This is a genomic window from Nocardia neocaledoniensis (assembly GCF_003182135.1).
In the GTDB taxonomy this organism is placed as follows: Bacteria; Actinomycetota; Actinomycetes; order Mycobacteriales; family Mycobacteriaceae; genus Nocardia; species Nocardia neocaledoniensis.
Genome location: NZ_QGTL01000005.1, coordinates 134,458 through 154,341 on the forward strand (window position 1 = coordinate 134,458; position 19,884 = coordinate 154,341).

Here is a 19,884-nt window from a genome sequence, read left to right on the forward strand (position 1 = left end):
CCAGCGGTTCCGTCCGGTCGGCAGGCATGACCTGCCGCGATTCGGAGATGAAATCCTTGGTACGCGGCACATTTCGAGATGCTAGGCCCATTCCGACCGATTGGTCAAGTATGCGAGGTCGACGAGCCGTCGACGGTGATCCCCGTCGGGGTCGCCTCGGCGGCGCGGCCGCTGATCGCGGCCCGATCGGGCCCCTCGGTCGGGTGACCAGTGTGGTGATTCTGTGCGGTTGACAAGCTCGAGACCGGACAAATACTGTTCGGTAACCATGAATCCTGTGTTGTCGTACGAGAATCCGAGAGGGCCGCTGTTGCACTTCACATCCCCGTAGCGTACGGGCACTGCCGCACCTCGCTCGGGCTTTACTCCCTCTTGGGTATGCCGTGACCTTCTGGCTTACCCCGCAACGTTTCTCGCCACCGGAGATGCGCACCGCATCATTCGGGTCTTTGCGCTGCGGATTCGACGGCTTCGAAAGCCATTCCGGCCGACGGGAAATTGTCTGAGCCGGTCTCTGAGCAAATAGTAGCAGAATTTTTAGTTTAAAACGCGAACTCATGGTGACGGGGGGTCACTGCATGCGCTGAGGAAGGATGTTCAGAGGTGACCCGATCGGCCTTTGCCGTCGCTATCGTTGGTATGTCCTGCAGAATGCCGGGCGCGGCCGATCTGGAGAGTTTCTGGCAGCTGCTCAGGGAAGGACGTGCCGCGGTCGGCACGGCGCCGCGGAGCCGGGCACACCTCACCGAGCGGGCCGGATTCCTCGACAGCGCAGGGCAGTTCGACGCGGACTTCTTCGGTGTCTCGCCCGTCGAGGCGCGGGCTGTCGATCCGCAGCAGCTGATGGCGCTGGAGCTGAGCTGGGAGGCGCTCGAGGACGCGGGGCTGGCCCGGACGGCCAGGGACGCCCGGGCCTGCGGCGTGTTCCTCGGCAGCACCGGTGGTGACTTCGCGGAAATCGTTGCCTCGCAGGGTGGCCCGGGTGTCAGCAGGCACTCGCTGGTCGGCGTCGGTCGCGGCATCATCGCCAACCGGATCTCCAACTACTTCGGCTTCAGCGGACCGAGTCTGGTCGTCGACAGCGCGCAGGCGTCGTCCCTGGTAGCGGTGCATCTCGCGTGCGAGAGCCTGCGCAGCGGCGAGAGCGAGATGGCCCTGGCGGGCGGGCTCAACCTGATCCTGTCGACGAGCAGCGGTGAGCGGATCGAGCAGTTCGGCGCGCAGTCGGCGCTCGGCGCGTGCCACACCTTCGACGCGCGGGCCGACGGCTTCGTGCGCGGCGAGGGCGGCGGTGTGCTGGTCCTGAAACCACTCGCGCGAGCGGTGATCGACGGCGACCGGATCCATGCCGTGATCCGCGGCAGCGCGGTCACCACCGGCAACGACCATCGCGTGCTGAGCGCGCCGAGCCCGGAGGCGCAGGCGGGGGCGATCCGTTCCGCGCTGCGTGCCGCGGCCGCCGAGGCGGCGTCGGTGCAGTACGTCGAATTGCACGGCACCGGAACGCCCGCCGGCGATCCGGTCGAGGCCGCCGCGCTCGGCGACGTCTACGGCGGAGGTCGGCCCGCGGACGCGGCGCTGGCCGTCGGATCGGTCAAGACGAATATCGGGCATCTGGAAGGTGCCTCCGGTATCGCGGGGCTCATCAAGACCGTGCTCTGTCTGCGCAACCGGGAACTGGTCCCCAGCCTGAACTTCGAGACCCCCCATCCGCGCATTCCGCTCGGGGACCTGGGTCTTCGGGTCGTGACCGGCGTCGAGCACTGGACATCCGGCGAGGTGCGCAGGGCAGGGGTGTCGTCGTTCGGGATGGGCGGATCGAATGCCCACCTCATCGTGGAGGAGGCGCCCGCCGTCGGGACCGGCGAACCCTCGGCGGACGGCGTGGCCGGTGCGGTGCCGTGGGTCGTGTCGGCGCGCAGCGAGGAGGGCGTGCGGGCGCAGGCGGCCCGACTGCGTGACTGGGTGACCCGCCGACCGGAGCTGGACGCGGTCGATGTGGCGCATTCGCTGCTGACCACGCGGGCCCAGATGTCCTGGCGCGGCGCCGTTGTCGGTGGCGATCGAGCGGAACTGCTGGCGGGTCTGGCCGCGCTGGCCGACCCGACCGCGGCCGTCGGAGTGGCCGTCGAGCCGTCGCTGGGCCGGGCCGAGCAGCGCCGGATCGCGTTCGTGTTCCCGGGGCAGGGCAGCCAGTGGGAAGGGATGGCCCTCGAACTGCTGGCGTCGAGTGAGCCGTTCGCGGCGTCGATCGCGGAATGCGAAGCGGCGCTGCGGCCGTATGTCGACTGGTCGCTGACGGCGGTGCTGCGCCGCGACGAGGCCGCGCCCCCGCTGGAGCGGGTGGATGTCGTGCAGCCGGTGCTGTTCGCGGTGATGGTCTCGCTGGCCCGGATGTGGGAGGCGGCCGGCGTGCGCCCGGACGTGGTGATCGGCCACTCGCAGGGCGAGATCGCCGCCGCCTGCGTCGCGGGCGGACTGACGCTGGCGGATGCGGCGCGGGTGGTGGCGCTGCGATCGCGCGCGGTCGCCGAGGAACTGGCCGGGCAGGGCGGCATGGCCTCGATCGGGCTCGGCGCCGACGCGGTGCTGGCCCGGCTGTCGGCGTACGGCGACGAACTGTCGCTGGCGGCGGTGAACGGCCCGGCGCAGAGCGTGATAGCCGGTGACGTCGCCGCCATGGAATCCTTCCTCGCCGAGTGCGCGCGAGAAGGCGTGTGGGCCCGCCGGATTCCGGTCGACTACGCGTCGCATTCGGTCGCGGTCGAGCGGCTGCGTGACCGGTTGCTCGCGGAACTGGCGCCGATCCGCCCCCGGTCCGGGACGGTGCCGTTCTTCTCCACCGTCCTCGCCGGCCGGCTGGATACGGCGGCACTGGACGCCGACTACTGGTATCGGTCGTTGCGGGAGCCGGTGCGCTTCGCCGACGCGGTCACCGCGCTGATCGGGGAGGGCGTCACCGGTTTCGTCGAGGCGAGCCCGCATCCGGTCCTCACCATGGGAATCGGCGTCACCGCGGACGCGGCCGGCGTCGACGACGTGTGCGTCGTCGGGTCGCTGCGGCGCGGTGCGGGTGGCCCCGACCGGTTCCTGGCGTCGCTGGCTCAGGCGTATTGCGCCGGTGTGCCGGTGGACCCGTCCGCGCTGGTGGCCGGCGGTACGCGGGTCGACCTGCCGCCGTACGCGTTTCAGCGCCGCGACTTCTCGACGCCGATCACCGCGCGCGAGCGAGTCACCGAGTTCAGTGCCGCGCCACGGGAACCGGAATCCCGAGCCGCCGAGGGCACGGCCGACACCTGGCGCGACAGCCCCCTCGCCCGCACCCTGCTGGCGGCGCCCGAGTATCAGCGCGACGCGCTGACCCTCGACATCGTGCGCGAGCACGCCGCCGCGATCCTCGGCCACGACTCCGCCGGAGCGATCGACGCCGAGCTGCCGTTCACCGAGTTCGGCTTCGACTCCGTCAGCGGCGTCGAACTGCGGAACCGGCTGACGGCGGCTACCGGTGTGCCGCTGCCGAAGACGCTCGTCTTCGACCATCCGACCGCGACCGCGGTCGCCGCACTGCTCCGATCGCGGCTCGCGGGCGACGACGGCGGACAGCGGCGGGTCACCCGGCGGGCGTCCACGGACGAACCGATCGCGATCGTCGGCATGAGCGCTCGCTTCCCGGGCGGCGTGCGCTCGGCCGAGGACCTCTGGGACCTGGTGGCCGCGGGCCGCGACGCGATCGGGGAATTCCCGGCCGATCGCGGCTGGGACCTGGACCGGCTGTTCGACCCGGACCCCGACAAGCCGGGCAAGGTCTCCACGCGCCACGGCGGATTCCTCACCGACGCGGGCGATTTCGACCCCGGCTTCTTCGGCATCAGCCCGCGCGAAGCGCTGGCGATGGATCCGCAGCAGCGGCTGCTGCTCGAAACGGCCTGGGAGGCTCTCGAGGACGCGGGCATCGACCCGACCTCGCTGCGGGGCAGCGACACCGGCGTCTTCGCCGGCGCCTGCTCGTCGGGATACGCCGGGCGGGTCACCGGTGACCTCGAGGGATTCCGGCTGACCGGCACCTCGCACAGCGTGATCTCGGGCCGCGTCGCCTACGCGTTCGGCCTCGAAGGCCCCGCGGTCACCGTCGACACGGCCTGTTCGTCGTCGCTGGTGGCGCTGCACCTGGCATGTCAGGCGCTGCGGCAGGGCGACAGCTCGCTCGTGCTCGCCGGCGGCGTGACCGTCGCGGCCGGTCCCGCGCTCTACGTGGACTTCTCGCGGCAGCGCGGTCTGGCTCCCGACGGCCGGTGCAAGCCGTTCTCCGCCGCCGCCGACGGTGTCGCCTGGTCGGAGGGTTCGGGCGTGCTCGTGCTCGAACGGCTCTCGGACGCGCGGCGGCTCGGCCACCCGGTGCTTGCCGTCGTGCGCGGCAGCGCGGTGAACCAGGACGGCGCGAGCAACGGCCTGACGGCGCCGAACGGGCCCTCGCAGGAACGGGTCATCACCCAGGCCCTCGCCAACGCCGGGATCTCGGCCGCCGACGTGGACGCGGTGGAGGCGCACGGAACCGGGACGACCCTCGGCGATCCGATCGAGGCCCAGGCGTTGATCGCCGCCTACGGGCAGGATCGCGGCGACCGGGAACCGCTGCGCATCGGCTCGGTGAAATCGAACATCGGCCACGCCGTGGCCGCCGCGGGCATGGCCGGCGTGATCAAGATGGTGCAGGCGATGCGGCACGAGCAGTTGCCGCGATCGCTGCACCTCGACACGCCGTCGCCGCATGTGGAGTGGGATTCGGGCGCGGTGCGTCTGCTCACCGAAGCCGAACCCTGGATCGCGACGGACCGGGTCCGGCGGGCGGGTGTGTCGTCGTTCGGGATCAGCGGCACCAACGCGCACGTGATCCTCGAGGAAGCGCCCGCCGCGCCGGTCGTCACCGAGGACACCGCGGCGCCGCGAGCGACCGCCACCGTGCCGTTCGTCCCGCTGCTGGTGTCGGGGAAGGGCGCGGCGGGTCTGCGCGCGCAGGCTGCCCGGCTGCGGACCTGGCTGTCGGAGCGTCCGGAGATCGCGGTCGCCGACGCGGCCTTCGCGCTGGCGACGGCACGGGCGCAGCTGGACACGCGCGGAGTCGTCCTCGGTCGCGATCGGGACGAAGTGCTCGCGCGGCTGACCGATCTGGCCGGCTCGGGCACGGGCGCCGGTGTCGTGGTAGGAGCCGTCGGGTCGGGCCGCACGGCGTTCCTGTGCACCGGCCAGGGCGCGCAGCGGGTGGGGATGGGCGCCGGGCTGTACGAGGCGTTCCCGGCGTTCGCCGAGGCGCTGGACGCGGTGTGCGCGCAGTTCGATCCACTGCTCGGACGCTCGCTGAAGCAGATCATGTTCGGCGGCGCCGAGGCCGCGGTGCTGGACCGGACGGAGTTCACCCAGCCCGCGCTGTTCGCCTTCGAGGTGGCGCTGTACCGGCTGCTGAAATCGTTCGGCGTCACCCCGGACGTGCTGATCGGACACTCGATCGGTGAGGTCGCGGCCGCCTATCTCGCGGGCGTGTGGTCGCTGGCGGACGCCTGCCAGTTGGTCGCGGCGCGCGGCAGGCTCATGGGCGCCTTGTCCGAGGGCGGCGCGATGCTGGCGATCGCGGCGTCCGAGGGCGAGGTGGACGAGGTCGTCGCCCGGTATCCCGGTCGTGTGTCGGTCGCCGCGGTGAACGCGCCCGCCGCCCTGGTGATCTCGGGCGACGACGACGCGGTTGCCGAGATCGGGGCCCTGTTCGCCGAGCGTGGCGTGAAGACGTCACGACTGCGGGTGAGCCATGCCTTCCACTCGCATCGGATGGATCCGATGCTGGCCGAATTCGAGGCTGTCGCCAGGGAATTGGCCTACCACCGGCCGCGCCTGCCACTGGTGTCGAATGTGACCGGGCAGCTGGCCGGAGACGAGATGACCGACCCCGCCTACTGGGTCCGGCAGGTGCGGGCCGCGGTGCGTTTCGCGCCCGGCATCGAGACACTGCTCGCCTCGGGCGTGGCCCGGTTCCTGGAGATCGGACCCGACGCGGTGCTGGCCGCCCTGACCCGGCAGACGCTGCCGGACGGAGCGGAAGCGGTGGTGAGCGCGGCCGCTCGCCGCGACCACGACGAGCCCCACCAGGTCACGACGATGCTGGCCCAAGTGCACGCCGCCGGTGTGCCCGTGGACTGGACACCCCTGCTCCCGGTCAGCGCCGCGCGGCGAGTTCCCCTGCCCACCTATGCCTTCCAGCACCAGCGATACTGGCTGCCCCCGCGTACCGAAGGCGCGGCCGATGGCCACCCGCTGCTCACGGGTGTGGTTCAGGTGGCCGGGTCGGACGAGTACGTGTTCACCGGCCGGTTCTCGCTGCCGACCGACCCGTGGGTCGCCGACCACATGACCTACGGCACCGTGGTGCTGCCGAGCGCGACGCTCGTGGAATTCCTCCTCGTCGCGGGCGGCCGCATCGGCTGCGGCGTGGTCGAGGAACTCACCCTCGAGGCGCCGATCCTGCCGTCGGACGAGGACGAGGTCGAACTCCAGGTCGCGGTGGGCGAACCGGACGGGACCGGCCGACGGCAGTTCACCTTCTACTTCCGCGCGTCGGGTCGCCGCGCGGGCGAGTGGGTGCGCAACGCCAGCGGGATACTGGCGCCGTCCTGGAGCGGCGACGACGCGCTGCTGGACCGGCTGCGGGACGAGCCATGGCCGCCCGCCGACGCCGAAACCCTCGACACCGCTTCGGTTCCCGAACGCATCGCCAAGGGGTCCGGGCTCGAATACGGTCCGGCGTTCCTCGGCGTCGACGCCGCGTGGCACCGGGACGGGACGGTCTTCTCCCAGATCACCCTGGATACCGCGGCAGCGGCCGAGCCGGAGCGATTCGACCTGCATCCGGCCCTGCTCGACCTGGTGATGCACGCCGGGCTGGCCGGGCTCGTCTGGCACGAGCAGGACAGCGATCCCGACACCGGGCGTCTGCTGTTCCGCTGGGGTGGCGCCCGGTTGCATCAGCCGCTGGTCAAGGCCACCACACTGCGGGTCATCGCCGTGGCGTCCGGCCCGGAGACCATCTCGGTCGCGACCGTCGACGAGGCGGGCAGGCCGGTGGTCTCCGTCGACGCCGTCGTCATGCGGCCCTATGACGTGCGGCAGATGCGCGCCACCCTCGCCGGCGACGAGGCCGACCTCTACGAGGTCCAGTGGACGCCGGTGGTGGCGACAGCACCGGTGGACACGGACCGGACGGCCGTGCTCGGTGGCGCGCCGCTCGCCGGGATCGACAGCTACTTCGACAGCCCGGCGGACATCGCCGCGGCAGACGTTGTTCCCGAAGTCGTCCTCTGGCAGCCGGCGGTCGGCGCCACCGATGCGGAAGCCGTTCGCACACAGCTGGAATCGGTGGTGGCGACGGTCCAGGCATGGCTGGCCGAAGACCGCCTGGCCGGCTCCCGTCTGGTCGTGCTGACCAGCGACGGTGCCGGGCTGTCCGGGGAGACACCGGATCTCGCCGCGGCGGGTGTGCGCGGTCTGCTCCGCAGCGCCCAGACGGAGTATCCGGACCGGCTTCTCGTCCTCGACACCGATCCCTCGGCGCCCTCGGTGGACGCGGCCTTGGTCAGCCAACTGCTCGCGGCGGGCGAAGAGCAGGCCGCGGTGCGCTCGGGATCGCTGCTCGTGCCCAGGTTGGTGCGAGCGCGAGACCGCGGCACCGCATCGGAGCAGGCCGGGCACACGCCACCGCATCGCGACGAGAGCAGGCCGTTCGGTGCCGGTACCGTCCTGATCACCGGCGGCACCGGCGGACTCGGCGCACTCGTGGCCCGCCACCTCGTCTCCGAGCACGGCGTTCGCCGTCTGCTGCTCGTCTCGAGGCGCGGTGAATCCGCCGACGGCGCAACGGAACTGGTGTCGGAGCTGACGGGCGCGGGCGCTGCCGTGCGGGTGGCGGCCTGCGATGTGAGCGACCGCGAAGCCCTGCGCGCCCTCCTGGATTCGCTCGGCACCGAGCATCCGCTGACCGGTGTCGTGCACGCGGCGGGCGTCCTCGACGACGCCACCCTCGCGGGCATGACGGCCGAGCAGGTACGGCGCGTGTTCGACGCGAAGGCCACCTCCGCGTGGCATCTGCACGAACTCACGCGCGAGTGTGACCTGTCGGCGTTCGTGCTGTTCTCGTCCGTCGCCGCGACCATCGGCACGGCGGGGCAGGGCAACTACGCCGCGGCCAACGCCTTCCTCGACGCCCTGGCGCAGCGCCGCCGCGCCGAAGGACTGCCCGCGCTCTCGCTGGCGTGGGGACCGTGGAACGCGGCCGCGGGCATGACCGGCGCGCTGGACCGTGGCGCCGTGGCGCGCTGGGAGCGGCTGGGTCTGCACCCCCTCGGCGACGACGAAGGTCTGCGTCTGTTCGACGCGGCCGTCAGCGGCGCTGCCGCCCACCTCGCGGCCCTCGGATTCGACCCCGCGCAGCTGCGCCGGGCCACCCGCGACGGTGCGGCCCCTGCGGCACTGCGCGGCTTCCTGCCCCGGACCACCGACCGGCCCGCGGCCGCGTCGAGTTCGCTGGGCACCAGGCTCAGCCGGGTACCCGAGGCCCAGCGGGCCGAGGTGGTGCTCGACCTGGTGCGTGAACACGCGGCGGCGGTCCTCGGCCACGGTTCCACCGACGACATCGCCCCCGACGCTCGGTTCGACACCCTCGGGTTCGACTCGCTCGGCGGCGTCGAGTTCCGTAACCGGCTGGCCAAGGCCACCGGTGTCCAGCTGCCGTCCACGCTGGTCTTCGACCACCCCACCGCCGCGGCGGTCGCCACCCTGCTGCGGGCCAAGATCACGGGAGCCGAATCCGGTCCGCGGACCACGCGGGTCTCCCGCCGTGCCCGTGCCGACGAGCCCATCGCGATCGTCGGCATGAGCTGCCGGTTCCCCGGCGGCGTCCGTTCCCCGGAACAGCTCTGGGACCTGGTGCGGTCGGGCACCGACGCCACCACCGCGTTCCCGGACGATCGCGGCTGGGATCTGCGACAGCTGATCGACCAGGATCCGGACAAGCCGGGAACGGTCTACAGCCGCGGCGGTGGATTCCTCGACGACGCGGCCGATTTCGACGCCGGGTTCTTCGGGATCAGTCCGCGTGAGGCCCTGGCGATGGACCCCCAGCAGCGACTGCTGCTGGAGGCCTCCTGGGAGGCACTGGAACAGTCCGGCATCGACCCGGTCACGTTGCGCGGCAGCGATACCGGTGTCTTCGCGGGCGCGTGCGCCTCGGGCTATGTCGACCGGGTCACCGGTGATCTCGAGGGATACCGGCTCACCGGCACCACCCACAGCGTCGTGTCGGGTCGCGTCGCCTACGTGTTCGGCCTGGAGGGACCGGCGGTCACCATCGACACCGCGTGCTCGTCGTCCCTGGTGGCCCTGCATCTGGCCTGCCAGGCACTGCGTCAGGGCGAAACGTCGCTGGCGCTGGCGGGCGGTGTCACCGTGGCGGCGACTCCGTATCTGTCCGTGGATTTCGCCCGGCAGCGCGGACTCTCGCCGGACGGTCGCTGCAAGGCGTTCTCGGCGTCGGCCGACGGTGTCGCCTTCGCCGAGGGCGTCGGCGTGCTGGTGCTGGAACGGCTGTCGGACGCGCGACGGCTCGGCCACGACGTTCTGGCCGTCGTCCGGGGCAGCGCCGTGAACCAGGACGGCGCGAGCAACGGCCTGACGGCGCCGAACGGTCCCTCCCAGGAGCGCGTGATCGCGCAGGCCCTCGCCAACGCCGGGCTCACCCCGGCCGATGTGGACGCGGTGGAAGCGCACGGAACCGGCACCCCGCTCGGAGATCCCATCGAGGCCAACGCGTTGATCGCCGCCTACGGGCAGCAGCGGGGGGAGCGGGAACCGCTGCGCATCGGCTCGATCAAGTCGAACATCGGCCACACCGTGGCCGCGGCGGGCGTCGGCGGCGTGATCAAGATGGTGCAGGCGCTGCGGCACGAGACCCTGCCGAGGACACTGCACGCGGACGAACCGAGTCCGCACGTGGACTGGTCCGCGGGTGAGGTCCGCCTGCTGACCGAGGCCATGCCCTGGCCCGCGGGCGACCAGGTGCGCCGGGCGGGCGTGTCGTCGTTCGGTGTCAGCGGCACCAACGCGCACGCGATCCTCGAGGAAGCACCGGCCCCGCAGCCGGTCGTCGCACCCGCGGTGCCACACCGCGCACCCGCCGCGGTGCCGTGGCTGCTCTCGGCCAGGAGCGAGACCGCGCTGCGCGCGCAGGCGGCGAAGCTGCGGCGGTGGCTGGACGAGCACCCGGAGACCGACCCGGTGGACGTAGCGTATTCGCTCGCCACCACCAGGACGCAACACGAGACCCGGGCCGTGATCGTGGGCGGCGATCGGGCCGAACTGCTGGCGCGACTGGAAGCGCTCGGCGCCGGAACACCGTCGGCCGGAACCGTTTCCGGCTCGGTGAGTACCGGCAAGACCGCGTTCCTGTTCACCGGGCAAGGCGCGCAGCGGGTCGGGATGGGCGCCGGTCTGGCCGACGCCTTCCCCGTGTTCGCCGCCGCGCTGGACGAGGTGTGCGCCGAATTCGATCCGCTGCTGGGCTTTTCACTGCGGCAGGCGATGTTCACCGGGCACCTGGTGGACGATCGAGGCGTAGCGGCGGAGCCGGGAACGCTGGACCGGACAGGCGTGGCCCAGCCCGCGCTGTTCGCGTTCGAAGTGGCGATGTCGCGGCTCCTCGAATCCTTCGGGCTCGTCCCCGACCTGGTGATCGGGCATTCGCTCGGCGAACTGGCGGCGGCGTATGTGGCCGGTGTCTGGTCGCTGCCGGACGCGTGCGCGCTGGTCGCGGCGCGAGGCCGCTTGATGGACGCGCTGCCCGCGGGCGGCGCCATGCTCGCCGTCGCGGCGTCGGAGACCGAGATCGCCGCCGTCCTCGCGGGATTCGATGACCGGGTGTCGGTGGCGGCGGTGAACGCGCCAGGGGCCGTGGTGGTGTCGGGGGACGAGGAGGCCGTCGGCGAGATCGAGCGCAGCTGCACCGAGCGCGGCCGCAAGACGAACCGCTTGCGGGTGTCGCACGCGTTCCACTCCTCCCGGATGGAGCCGATGCTGACCGAGTTCGCAACCGCGTTCGAGGGCGTGACCTTCCACTCGCCTCGGGTTCCCCTGGTGTCCAACGTCTCCGGGCGGATCGCGGGCGAGGAGATCCTGGAGCCGGCGTACTGGGTGTCGCAGGTGCGCGCCGCGGTGCGTTTCGCTCCCGGTGTCGAGGCGCTGGCGGCGGCGGGGGTGCGCCGGTTCCTCGAAGTCGGGCCCGAGGCGGTGCTCACGGCGATGACCCGGCAGACGCTGCCCGCGGAGCTCGAGGCTCGCTCGGTGGTCGCCGCGGCGGCGCGGCGTGATCACGACGAGGCCGAACAGGTGCTGTCCGTGCTCGCTCACGCGCACGTCGCCGGCATGTCCGTCGACTGGAAGACCCTGTTCGCCGGCCGACCGGCGGCACGAATCGCGTTGCCCACCTATGCCTTCGAACACCGGCGGTACTGGCTCGACCCCGTTCCTGCGGAACCACGAAGTGCCTCGGGACATCCGCTGCTCACTGACGTGGTGCGCGTGGCCGACCGCGACGAGTGGCTGTTCACGGGACGGCTCTCGCTGCGCACCCACCCCTGGATCGCCGACCACACCACCTACGGGGTAGTCCTCGTGCCGAGTGCCGCGCTCATGGAGATGGTGCTGGTCGCGGCGCCCCGCATCGGCTGCGCGGCGGTGGAGGAGCTCATTCTCGAGGCGCCGATCCTGCCGCGTCCCGACGACGAGGTCGAGCTACAGGTGCTGGTGCGGGAACCGGATGCCACGGGCCGCAGGCCGTTCACATTCCACTATCGCCACACCGGCGAAGGGGCGGGTGGTGAGTGGACCCGCAACGCCAGCGGGGTGCTCGGCGAGCAGCTGGTCGACATCGGGCTGATGGACATGCTGCGGAACACGTCGTGGCCGCCCGCCGACGCCGAACCGATCGCCACCGACTGGATTCCGGCCCAGGTGGCGCGCGCCGCCGGATTGGAGTACGGCACCGCGTTCCTCGGCGTCGACGCCGCGTGGCGCAGCGGTGACACGGTGTTCTCCGAGGTCACCCTGAACCAGGACGTGCCCGCCGACGGATTCCAGCTGCATCCGGCGCTGTTCGACATGGTGATGCACGCGGGCATCGCCGGTCTGATCTGGCCGGACGAGCAGGGCGATCCGGCCGAGGGCAAGCTTCTGTTCCGCTGGGGTGGAACGCGGATCCACACGACGTCTGCGGTCCGGACATTGCGGGTGATGGCCATCCAGCGTGACGGGGAGGCGATCTCGGTCGTCGCCGTCGACCAGGACGGAACGCCGGTGGTCACCATCGACGAAGCGGTCATGCGCGCCTACGACGTCCAGCAGTTCCGCGCCACCCTCCCGGGTGGACGCGCGGCGCGGTACGGGCTGCGCTGGTCGGCGGTGGACACCCCCGCCGCGCTCGCCCCGGCCGGGAGTGTGGCCGTGCTCGGTGACGCGCACGTGGACGGCGTCGTCGAGCGGTATCCGGACCTGAGCGCCCTCGCCGCGGCACCGATCCTCCCCGATGTCGTGGTGTGGTCCGAACAGACTGCCGTGCAAGGGGTTTCGGTGGAGCCCGTGGCACGGCGGGTCGGTGCGGCCTTGCGCACGGTCCGGGACTGGCTGGTCGACGAGCGATTCGCGCGGTCGAGGCTTGTCGTGCTGACCAGCCGCGCCGCGGCCCTGCCCGATGAGACGGTGGACAGCGCGTCGGCGGCGGTGTGGGGACTGATCCGGACCGCGCAGACCGAGTACCCGGACCGGATCGTGTTGCTCGACACCGACGATTCCCCTGGTGTGCGGCGGCTTTCGGTCGGCTCCCTGCGGGCCGCGCTCGCGACCGGGGAACCCCAGGTGGCGGTGCGGGGTGATCAGATCATGGTCCCGCGGCTGGAGGCACTACCGGCGGGAAACGCCCCGGTGGATGGGGCGTTCGGCGCCGGGACGGTGCTGATCACCGGCGGGACCGGGGGACTGGGCATGCTGTTGGCCCGGCACCTGGTCACGACGCACGGCGTGCGACGGCTCCTCCTGGTCTCCCGCCGCGGCGAGCACGCCGACGGCGCGAGCGAACTCGCGGCCGAACTGTCCCGGGCCGGTGCCGAGGTGCGGATCGCGGCCTGCGATGTCACCGACCGCGACGCGCTGCGCGACCTGCTGGCCGAACTGCCCGCGGAGCATCCGCTCACCGGTGTCGTCCACACGGCGGGCGTGCTCGACGACGCCGCGTTCCACACGCTCACCGACGACCGGATCGACCGCGTGTTCGCGGCCAAGGCCGAAGCGGCCCGGCACCTGCACGAGCTCACCCGCGACAGCGAGCTGTCCGCGTTCGTGCTGTTCTCGTCGATCGCCGGCCTGATCGGCTCGGCGGGCCAGGCGAACTACGCCGCCGCCAACAGCTTCCTGGACGCCCTCGCCCGGCAGCGCCACGCCGCGGGCCTGCCCGCGCTCTCGCTCGCCTGGGGACCGTGGCAGCAGGACCTCGGCATGACCGGCGCCCTGGACCGCACGGCCATGCACCGCTGGGAACGACTCGGCCTGGCTCCGCTGGACCGCGCCGAGGGCCTGCGCCTGTTCGACGAGGCGCTGACCACGGACGAACCGGCGCCCGCGCTGCTGCGACTCGACACCGACACCCTCCGCATGGAAGCGCACACGGGTCCACTGCCCGCGGTGTTGCGCGGCTTCGTGCGCGCCCGCGGCCGATCGGCCCCTGCGGCGGCAGCGGAGGTGTCGCTCGGTGAGCGGCTGCGCGGTGTGCCGGAGGCGAAGCGGCGCGGGGTCGTGCTGGATCTGGTGCGCGATCACGTGGCGGCGGTGCTCGGGTACGGGTCGGCCGAGGACATCGGACCGGATCGCGGCTTCAGCGAACTCGGCTTCGATTCACTCGGCGGCGTCGAGTTCCGCAACCGCCTGTCGCGGACGACGGCGCTCGCGCTGCCGTCGACCTTGGTCTTCGACTACCCGACGGCGGGCGACGTCACCGACTACCTGCTGACGCAGACCGCGGTGCCAGCGCTCGCGCCACCGGCGGCACCGGTGGCGCCCGACGACATCGCCCGGCTCGAGGCACTGCTCGAGCGGATCATCGCCGACGGCGGTGACAGTGCCGAGACCGTCGCCGGATTGCGCGGCGTCAACGAGCGCCTGCGCGCCCATCTGGCGGGAACGTGGTCGGACGGCGAGTTCGATGATCTCGAATTCAGCTCCGACAGTGAGCTTTTGGATCTGATCGATGAGGAGTTCGGCCCAGCATGACCAATCCCGGCACCAGCAACGAGGAACGTCTCAGCCGGTATCTGCGCAAGCTCACCGGAGACCTCCGCGCCGCCAAGAAGCACATCCAGCAGTTGGAGGACCGGGCGGGTGAGCCGATCGCCATCGTCGGCATGAGCTGCCGGTACCCCGGCGGAATCGACTCCCCGGCGCGGCTGTGGGACGTGGTCGCCGCAGGCACCGACGCCGTCGGCCCCTTCCCGGACGATCGCGGCTGGGACCTCGAGCGGCTGTTCGACCCCGATCCGGACGCGCCGGGGACCGTCTACACGCGCGAAGGCGGATTCCTCACCGCGGCGGGCGAATTCGACGCGGGCTTCTTCGGAATCGGCCCGAGCGCGGCCATGGCGATGGACCCGCAGCAGCGGCTGTTCCTGGAAACGGCCTGGGAGACACTGGAAGACGCGGGCATCGACCCGACGACACTGCGTGGCAGCGACACCGGTGTGTTCGCCGGCGTGATCCATCAGGACTACGGTCCGCGCGTCGGCTCGCCCGGGCTCACCGCCGAGGCGGAAGGGCATGCCTACGTGGGTGTGTCGAACAGTGTGCTGTCCGGCCGGGTGGCCTTCACCTTCGGGTTCAAGGGCCCGGCGCTGTCGGTGGACACCGCGTGCTCCTCGTCGCTGGTCGCCCTGCACCTGGCCTGCCACGCGCTGCGCCAGGGCGACACCTCGCTGGCCCTGGTCGGCGGCGTCACCGTGATGTCGGATCCGGCGTTGCTCATCGCGTTCGGCCGCCAGCACGCGCTGTCACCGGACGCGCGGTGCAAGGCGTTCGCGGCGGCCGCGGACGGGACCGGATTCTCCGAGGGGCTCGGCATGCTCGCGATCGAGCGGCTCTCCGACGCCCGCAGGCACGGCCACCGGGTCCTCGCGGTCATCCGGGGCAGCGCGGTCAACCAGGACGGCGCCAGCAACCGGCTGACCGCGCCGAACGGGCCGTCGCAGGAGAGGGTGATCGCACGGGCCCTCGCCCATGCCGGGCTCGCTCCGGGCGATGTCGACGCGGTCGAGGCACACGGCACCGGCACCACGCTGGGCGACCCGATCGAGGCACAGGCGCTGATCGCCGCCTACGGCCGCGACCGTGCCGGCGCGCCGCTGCGGATCGGCTCGCTCAAGTCCAACATCGGCCACACCTCGGCGGCCGCGGGCGTGGGCGGCGTGATCAAGATGGTGCAGGCGATGCGGCACGACCTGCTGCCCGCGACTCTGCACGTGGACGCGCCGACCCCGCACGTGGACTGGTCGGCGGGCTCGGTGCGCCTGCTCACCGAGGCCGAGCCCTGGCCGGCGGGGGATCGGGTTCGGCGCGCCGGAGTGTCGTCCTTCGGCGCCAGCGGGACCAATGCGCACGTGATCCTGGAGGAGGCGCCCGCCCTCGACGACGCGGCCGCCGAGACCGCGGACGACTCGCCGGAGCCGAGCGCGCGCGTGGTGACGGCGGACGTGTCCACCTGGTTGCTCTCGGCGAAGACCGAGGACGCCCTGCGTGCGCAGGCGGCCAGGCTGCGGGAGTTCGCGATCGCGCATCCCGAGGTGGCCGTCGACGACATCGGGCACGCGCTGCTGACGACCCGCGCCCGCCTGGACTGGCGGGGCGCGGTGGTCGGGAGCGATCGCGACACCTTGCTGGCGGGGCTGGCCGCGCTCGCGGAAGACGGCACGGCGTGCACGTCCGCCGGCGCGACGGCCGCGCGGGCGGTGTCGCGCGGGACCGCGTTCCTGTGCACCGGGCAGGGCGCGCAGCGGGCCGGGATGGGCCGCGAACTGCACCAAGCGTTTCCGGTGTTCGCCGCGGCACTGGACGAGGTGTGCGCGCAGTTCGATCCGCTGCTCGGCGTTTCCCTGCGCGAGGTGATGTTCACGGGCGGGGGAACCGGCGCGGCCGATCCGCTGGATCGCACGGAGTTCACCCAGCCCGCCCTGTTCGCCTACGAGGTCGCGCTGTACCGGCTGCTGGCCTCGTTCGGTGTCACCCCGGACTACCTGATCGGGCATTCGATCGGCGAGCTGGCCGCGGCGTACCTCGCCGGTGTCTGGACGCTGCCCGACGCCTGCCGGCTGGTGGCGGCACGGGGCCGCCTGATGGGCGGGCTCCCCGCCGGTGGCGCGATGCTGGCTGTCGCGGCCGGCGAACAGGAAGTGGCGGAGGCGCTTTCCGGCCAGGGCGAACGGGTGTCCCTCGCCGCGGTGAACGCGCCGCGGGCCGTCGTGGTGTCCGGGGACGAGGACGCCGTGGCGGCGCTCGAGCAGGAGTTCGGCGCGCGGGGCCGCGAGACCTCGCGACTGCGGGTGTCGCACGCGTTCCATTCCCACCGGATGGACCCGATGCTCGCCGAGTTCGGTGCAGTGGCAAGAGAGATCGAGTACCGACGCCCGCGGGTGCCGCTGGTGTCGAACCTGACGGGACGGATCGCGGGCGACGAAGTCCTCGACCCGGCCTACTGGGTCCGGCAGGTCCGCTCGGCGGTGCGGTTCGCGCCGGGGGTCGAGGCGCTGGCCGGCGCCGGGGTGCGCCGATTCGTCGAAGTCGGTCCGGACGCCGTCCTGGCGGCCATGACCCGCCAGACGCTGCCTGCCGATGTCGAAGCGCAGGCGTCGGTGTTCGCGGGCGCTCGTCGCGGGCACGGCGAGGTCGAGCAGTTCGTGACCGCGCTGGCGGGAGCCTGCGTGTCCGGCCTCGACGTCGACTGGAGCGATTTCTTCGCCGGCCGTCCGGTCGCCCGAGTGTCCTTGCCCACCTACGCTTTCCAGCGACGCCGCTACTGGCTCGCGACCACGCCGGGTGGTGTTGTCGCCGATTCCCTTGGCTCGCGAGCGGTGGCGCACCCCGTGCTGGCCGCGGTCGTGCCGATGGCCACCGGTGGTGTCGTCCTGACCGGGCAGCTGTCGGCGCTGTCGCAGCCGTGGCTGGCCGACCACGTCATCGGCGGGGTCATGTTGCTGCCCGGCACCGGTTTCGTGGAGTTGGCGTTGCGGGCGGGCCGGCAGGCCGGATACCCGGTGCTCGAGGAGTTGATGCTGCAGACGCCGATGGTGTTCCCCCCGACGGGCCGGCTGCGGATCCAGGTCGTCGTCGGCCCACCCGAGCCGGAGTCGACGCGGCGCTCACTCGCCATCTACTCCCGTGACGCGCACGACCAGGACGGGCCGTGGGAACTGCACGCGCACGGCTCGGTGACCAGCCGGGACGACACGACCGTGCCCGAGCCGCAGTCCTGGCCGCCGACGGACGCGACCGCCGTCGAGATCGACTACGCGAAGTTCCTGACGCGCGGCTACGACCTGGGGCCGGCCTTCCGAGGTGTCCGGACGCTGTGGCGTCGCGGTGACGAAGTGTTCGCCGAGATCGCCGCCGACGCCGAGACCGGCGTGCGGGCCGTCGGATTCGGCATCCACCCGGCACTGCTGGACGCGACGCTGCAGACGGGTCTGCTGGCCGGCGTGCAGGAGATCCCGCCGGGGCAGGTCGTGCTGCCGTTCGCGTGGCAGTCGGTGGCGTTGTTCACCGCCGAGGCCGCGGTGCTGCGGGCGCGGCTGACCGTGCGCGGTTCGTCGGTGTCGGTGTCGATGACCGATGAGCACGGACAACCGGTACTGACCGGCGAGATGACGACCCGTCCGGTACCGCTGGCACAGCTCGCCGCGACCGCGGCGGGTGCGGCTGCCCCGGTGCTCGAGCTGGTGTGGTCGCCGGACTCGGCGTCTCCGGCGGAGGAAACGGCAGTGGGACAGTGGGATCGGCTGGACCCCGGCTTGCCGGTGCCGCCGCTGGTCGTGCTCGAGGCCGGGTCCGGCTGGACCGGGAACACCGGCGCCGACGTCGTGGCCACCACGCACGCCGAGGTCGCCCGGGTGCTCGGCGTGGTGCAGGAGTGGTTGCGGGAGGACCGGTTCGCGTCGAGCAGGCTGGTGGTCGCGACGCGGGGCGCGGTCGCGCTGCCCGGTGAGGACGTCACCGACCTGGCCGGCGCCGCGGTGTGGGGCCTGGTGCGCAGTGCGCAGTCCGAGGATCCCGGCCGAATCCACTTGGTCGACAGCGACATTCGCCTCGAGGAGCGGCTCGCGGCGCGGGCCGTGACCGAAGCGCAGGTCGTGCTGCGCGCCGGTGTCGCGCACACCGCTCGGCTCCGCCGATCCGACGTGGCGCCCGCGACCGGTGCGGGCGCCGCGTTCGGCACCGGAACGGTGCTGATCACCGGTGGCACAGGGGGTTTGGGGGCCGTGGTCGCCCGCCACGTGGTCGTCGCGCACGAGGTGCGATCCTTGCTGCTCGTCAGCCGCAGCGGTCCGCGAGCCGACGGTGTCGCGGCGCTCACGGCCGAGCTGGAAGAGCTGGGCGCGCGCGTTCGGGTCGTGGCGTGTGATGTCAGCGATCCCGTCGCGGTGCACCGGTTGGTGGCCGACGCGCCGGAGCCGCTGACCGGTGTCATCCACGCCGCGGGCGTCCTCGACGACGGAGTCGTCGCGGCGCTGACCGCGGCCAGGGTGGATGCTGTCCTCGCGTCGAAGGCCGATGCCGCCTGGTATCTGCACGAGGCGACCGCTGAGCTGGATCTGTCGGCGTTCGTGGTGTTCTCATCGCTCTCGGGCACCATCGGCGGGCCTGGACAGGCCAACTACGCGGCCGCCAACACGTTCCTCGACGGTCTGGTCGCGCACCGGCGCGCCCGAGGACTGGCCGCGCGCTCATTGGCCTGGGGGCCGTGGGCCCACTCGGGCGGCATGACCGGCCACCTCACCGAGACCGACGCGCACCGGACGACCCGTGCCGGCTTCACCGCGCTGTCCGACGAGAAAGCCTTGGCCGCAGGGGATTCGGTCCTCGTGACCGGCCCGGACCACGCGGTGATCACCGGCGTCGACATCACGGCGATCCGTGCCAAGGCCGAGGCCGGAATGCTGCCGCCGCTGCTGCGGGAGCTGGCCCCCCGCACGGTCACCCGTGCGGTGGCCACTCCGGTGACGACCTCCGGACTGCGGCAACGACTCGCGGGCCTCGACGCCGAGCGGCAGCGGAAGATCGTGCTCGACAGCGTCCGCGCGCACGTGACAGCCGTTCTGGGCCGCGACGTCGTCTCGGGTCTCGACGCCGACCGCAGCACGTTCCAGGAGCTCGGATTCGATTCCCTGGGTGCGGTCGAGCTGCGCAACCGGGTCAAGGCCGACACCGGCCTGGCCCTGGCCGCCACCGTCGTCTTCGACTACCCCACCCCCGCCGCGCTGGCCGAGTACCTCCGTGAACAACTCGCGGACGAGCCGGCGGACAAGCCGGCGCGCTCGATCGAGGTGGTCCTCGACGATCTGGAATCCGCCCTGGCGACGGGAAACCGGGGCGAGGACGAGAAGGCCCGGATCGCGGCGCGATTGCAGTCGATCGCGGCCAGCTGGGCAGCGCGGATCGACACCGCGGGCAGCCATCGCGACGACGACGTGGCGGACGCCGACGAAGCGGCGCTGTTCGCGATTCTCGACAGCGAACTGGACGCCTGAGCACGGATTTCCTCGA

The 19,884-nt window shown here is 72.3% G+C and carries 1 protein-coding gene and 1 pseudogene; both read left to right on the forward strand.

Going from position 1 to position 19,884, the window contains the following annotated elements:
- Nucleotides 1–603: 603 nt before the first annotated feature.
- Nucleotides 604–14,352, forward strand: a complete 13,749-nt coding sequence (locus tag DFR69_RS16345; protein ID WP_261774399.1) for a type I polyketide synthase — start codon at nt 604–606, stop codon at nt 14,350–14,352.
- Between the two features lie 29 nt (nt 14,353–14,381).
- A pseudogene (locus tag DFR69_RS16350) lies at nt 14,382–19,868 on the forward strand (type I polyketide synthase); the annotation flags it as partial.
- Between the last annotated feature and the right edge of the window lie 16 nt (nt 19,869–19,884).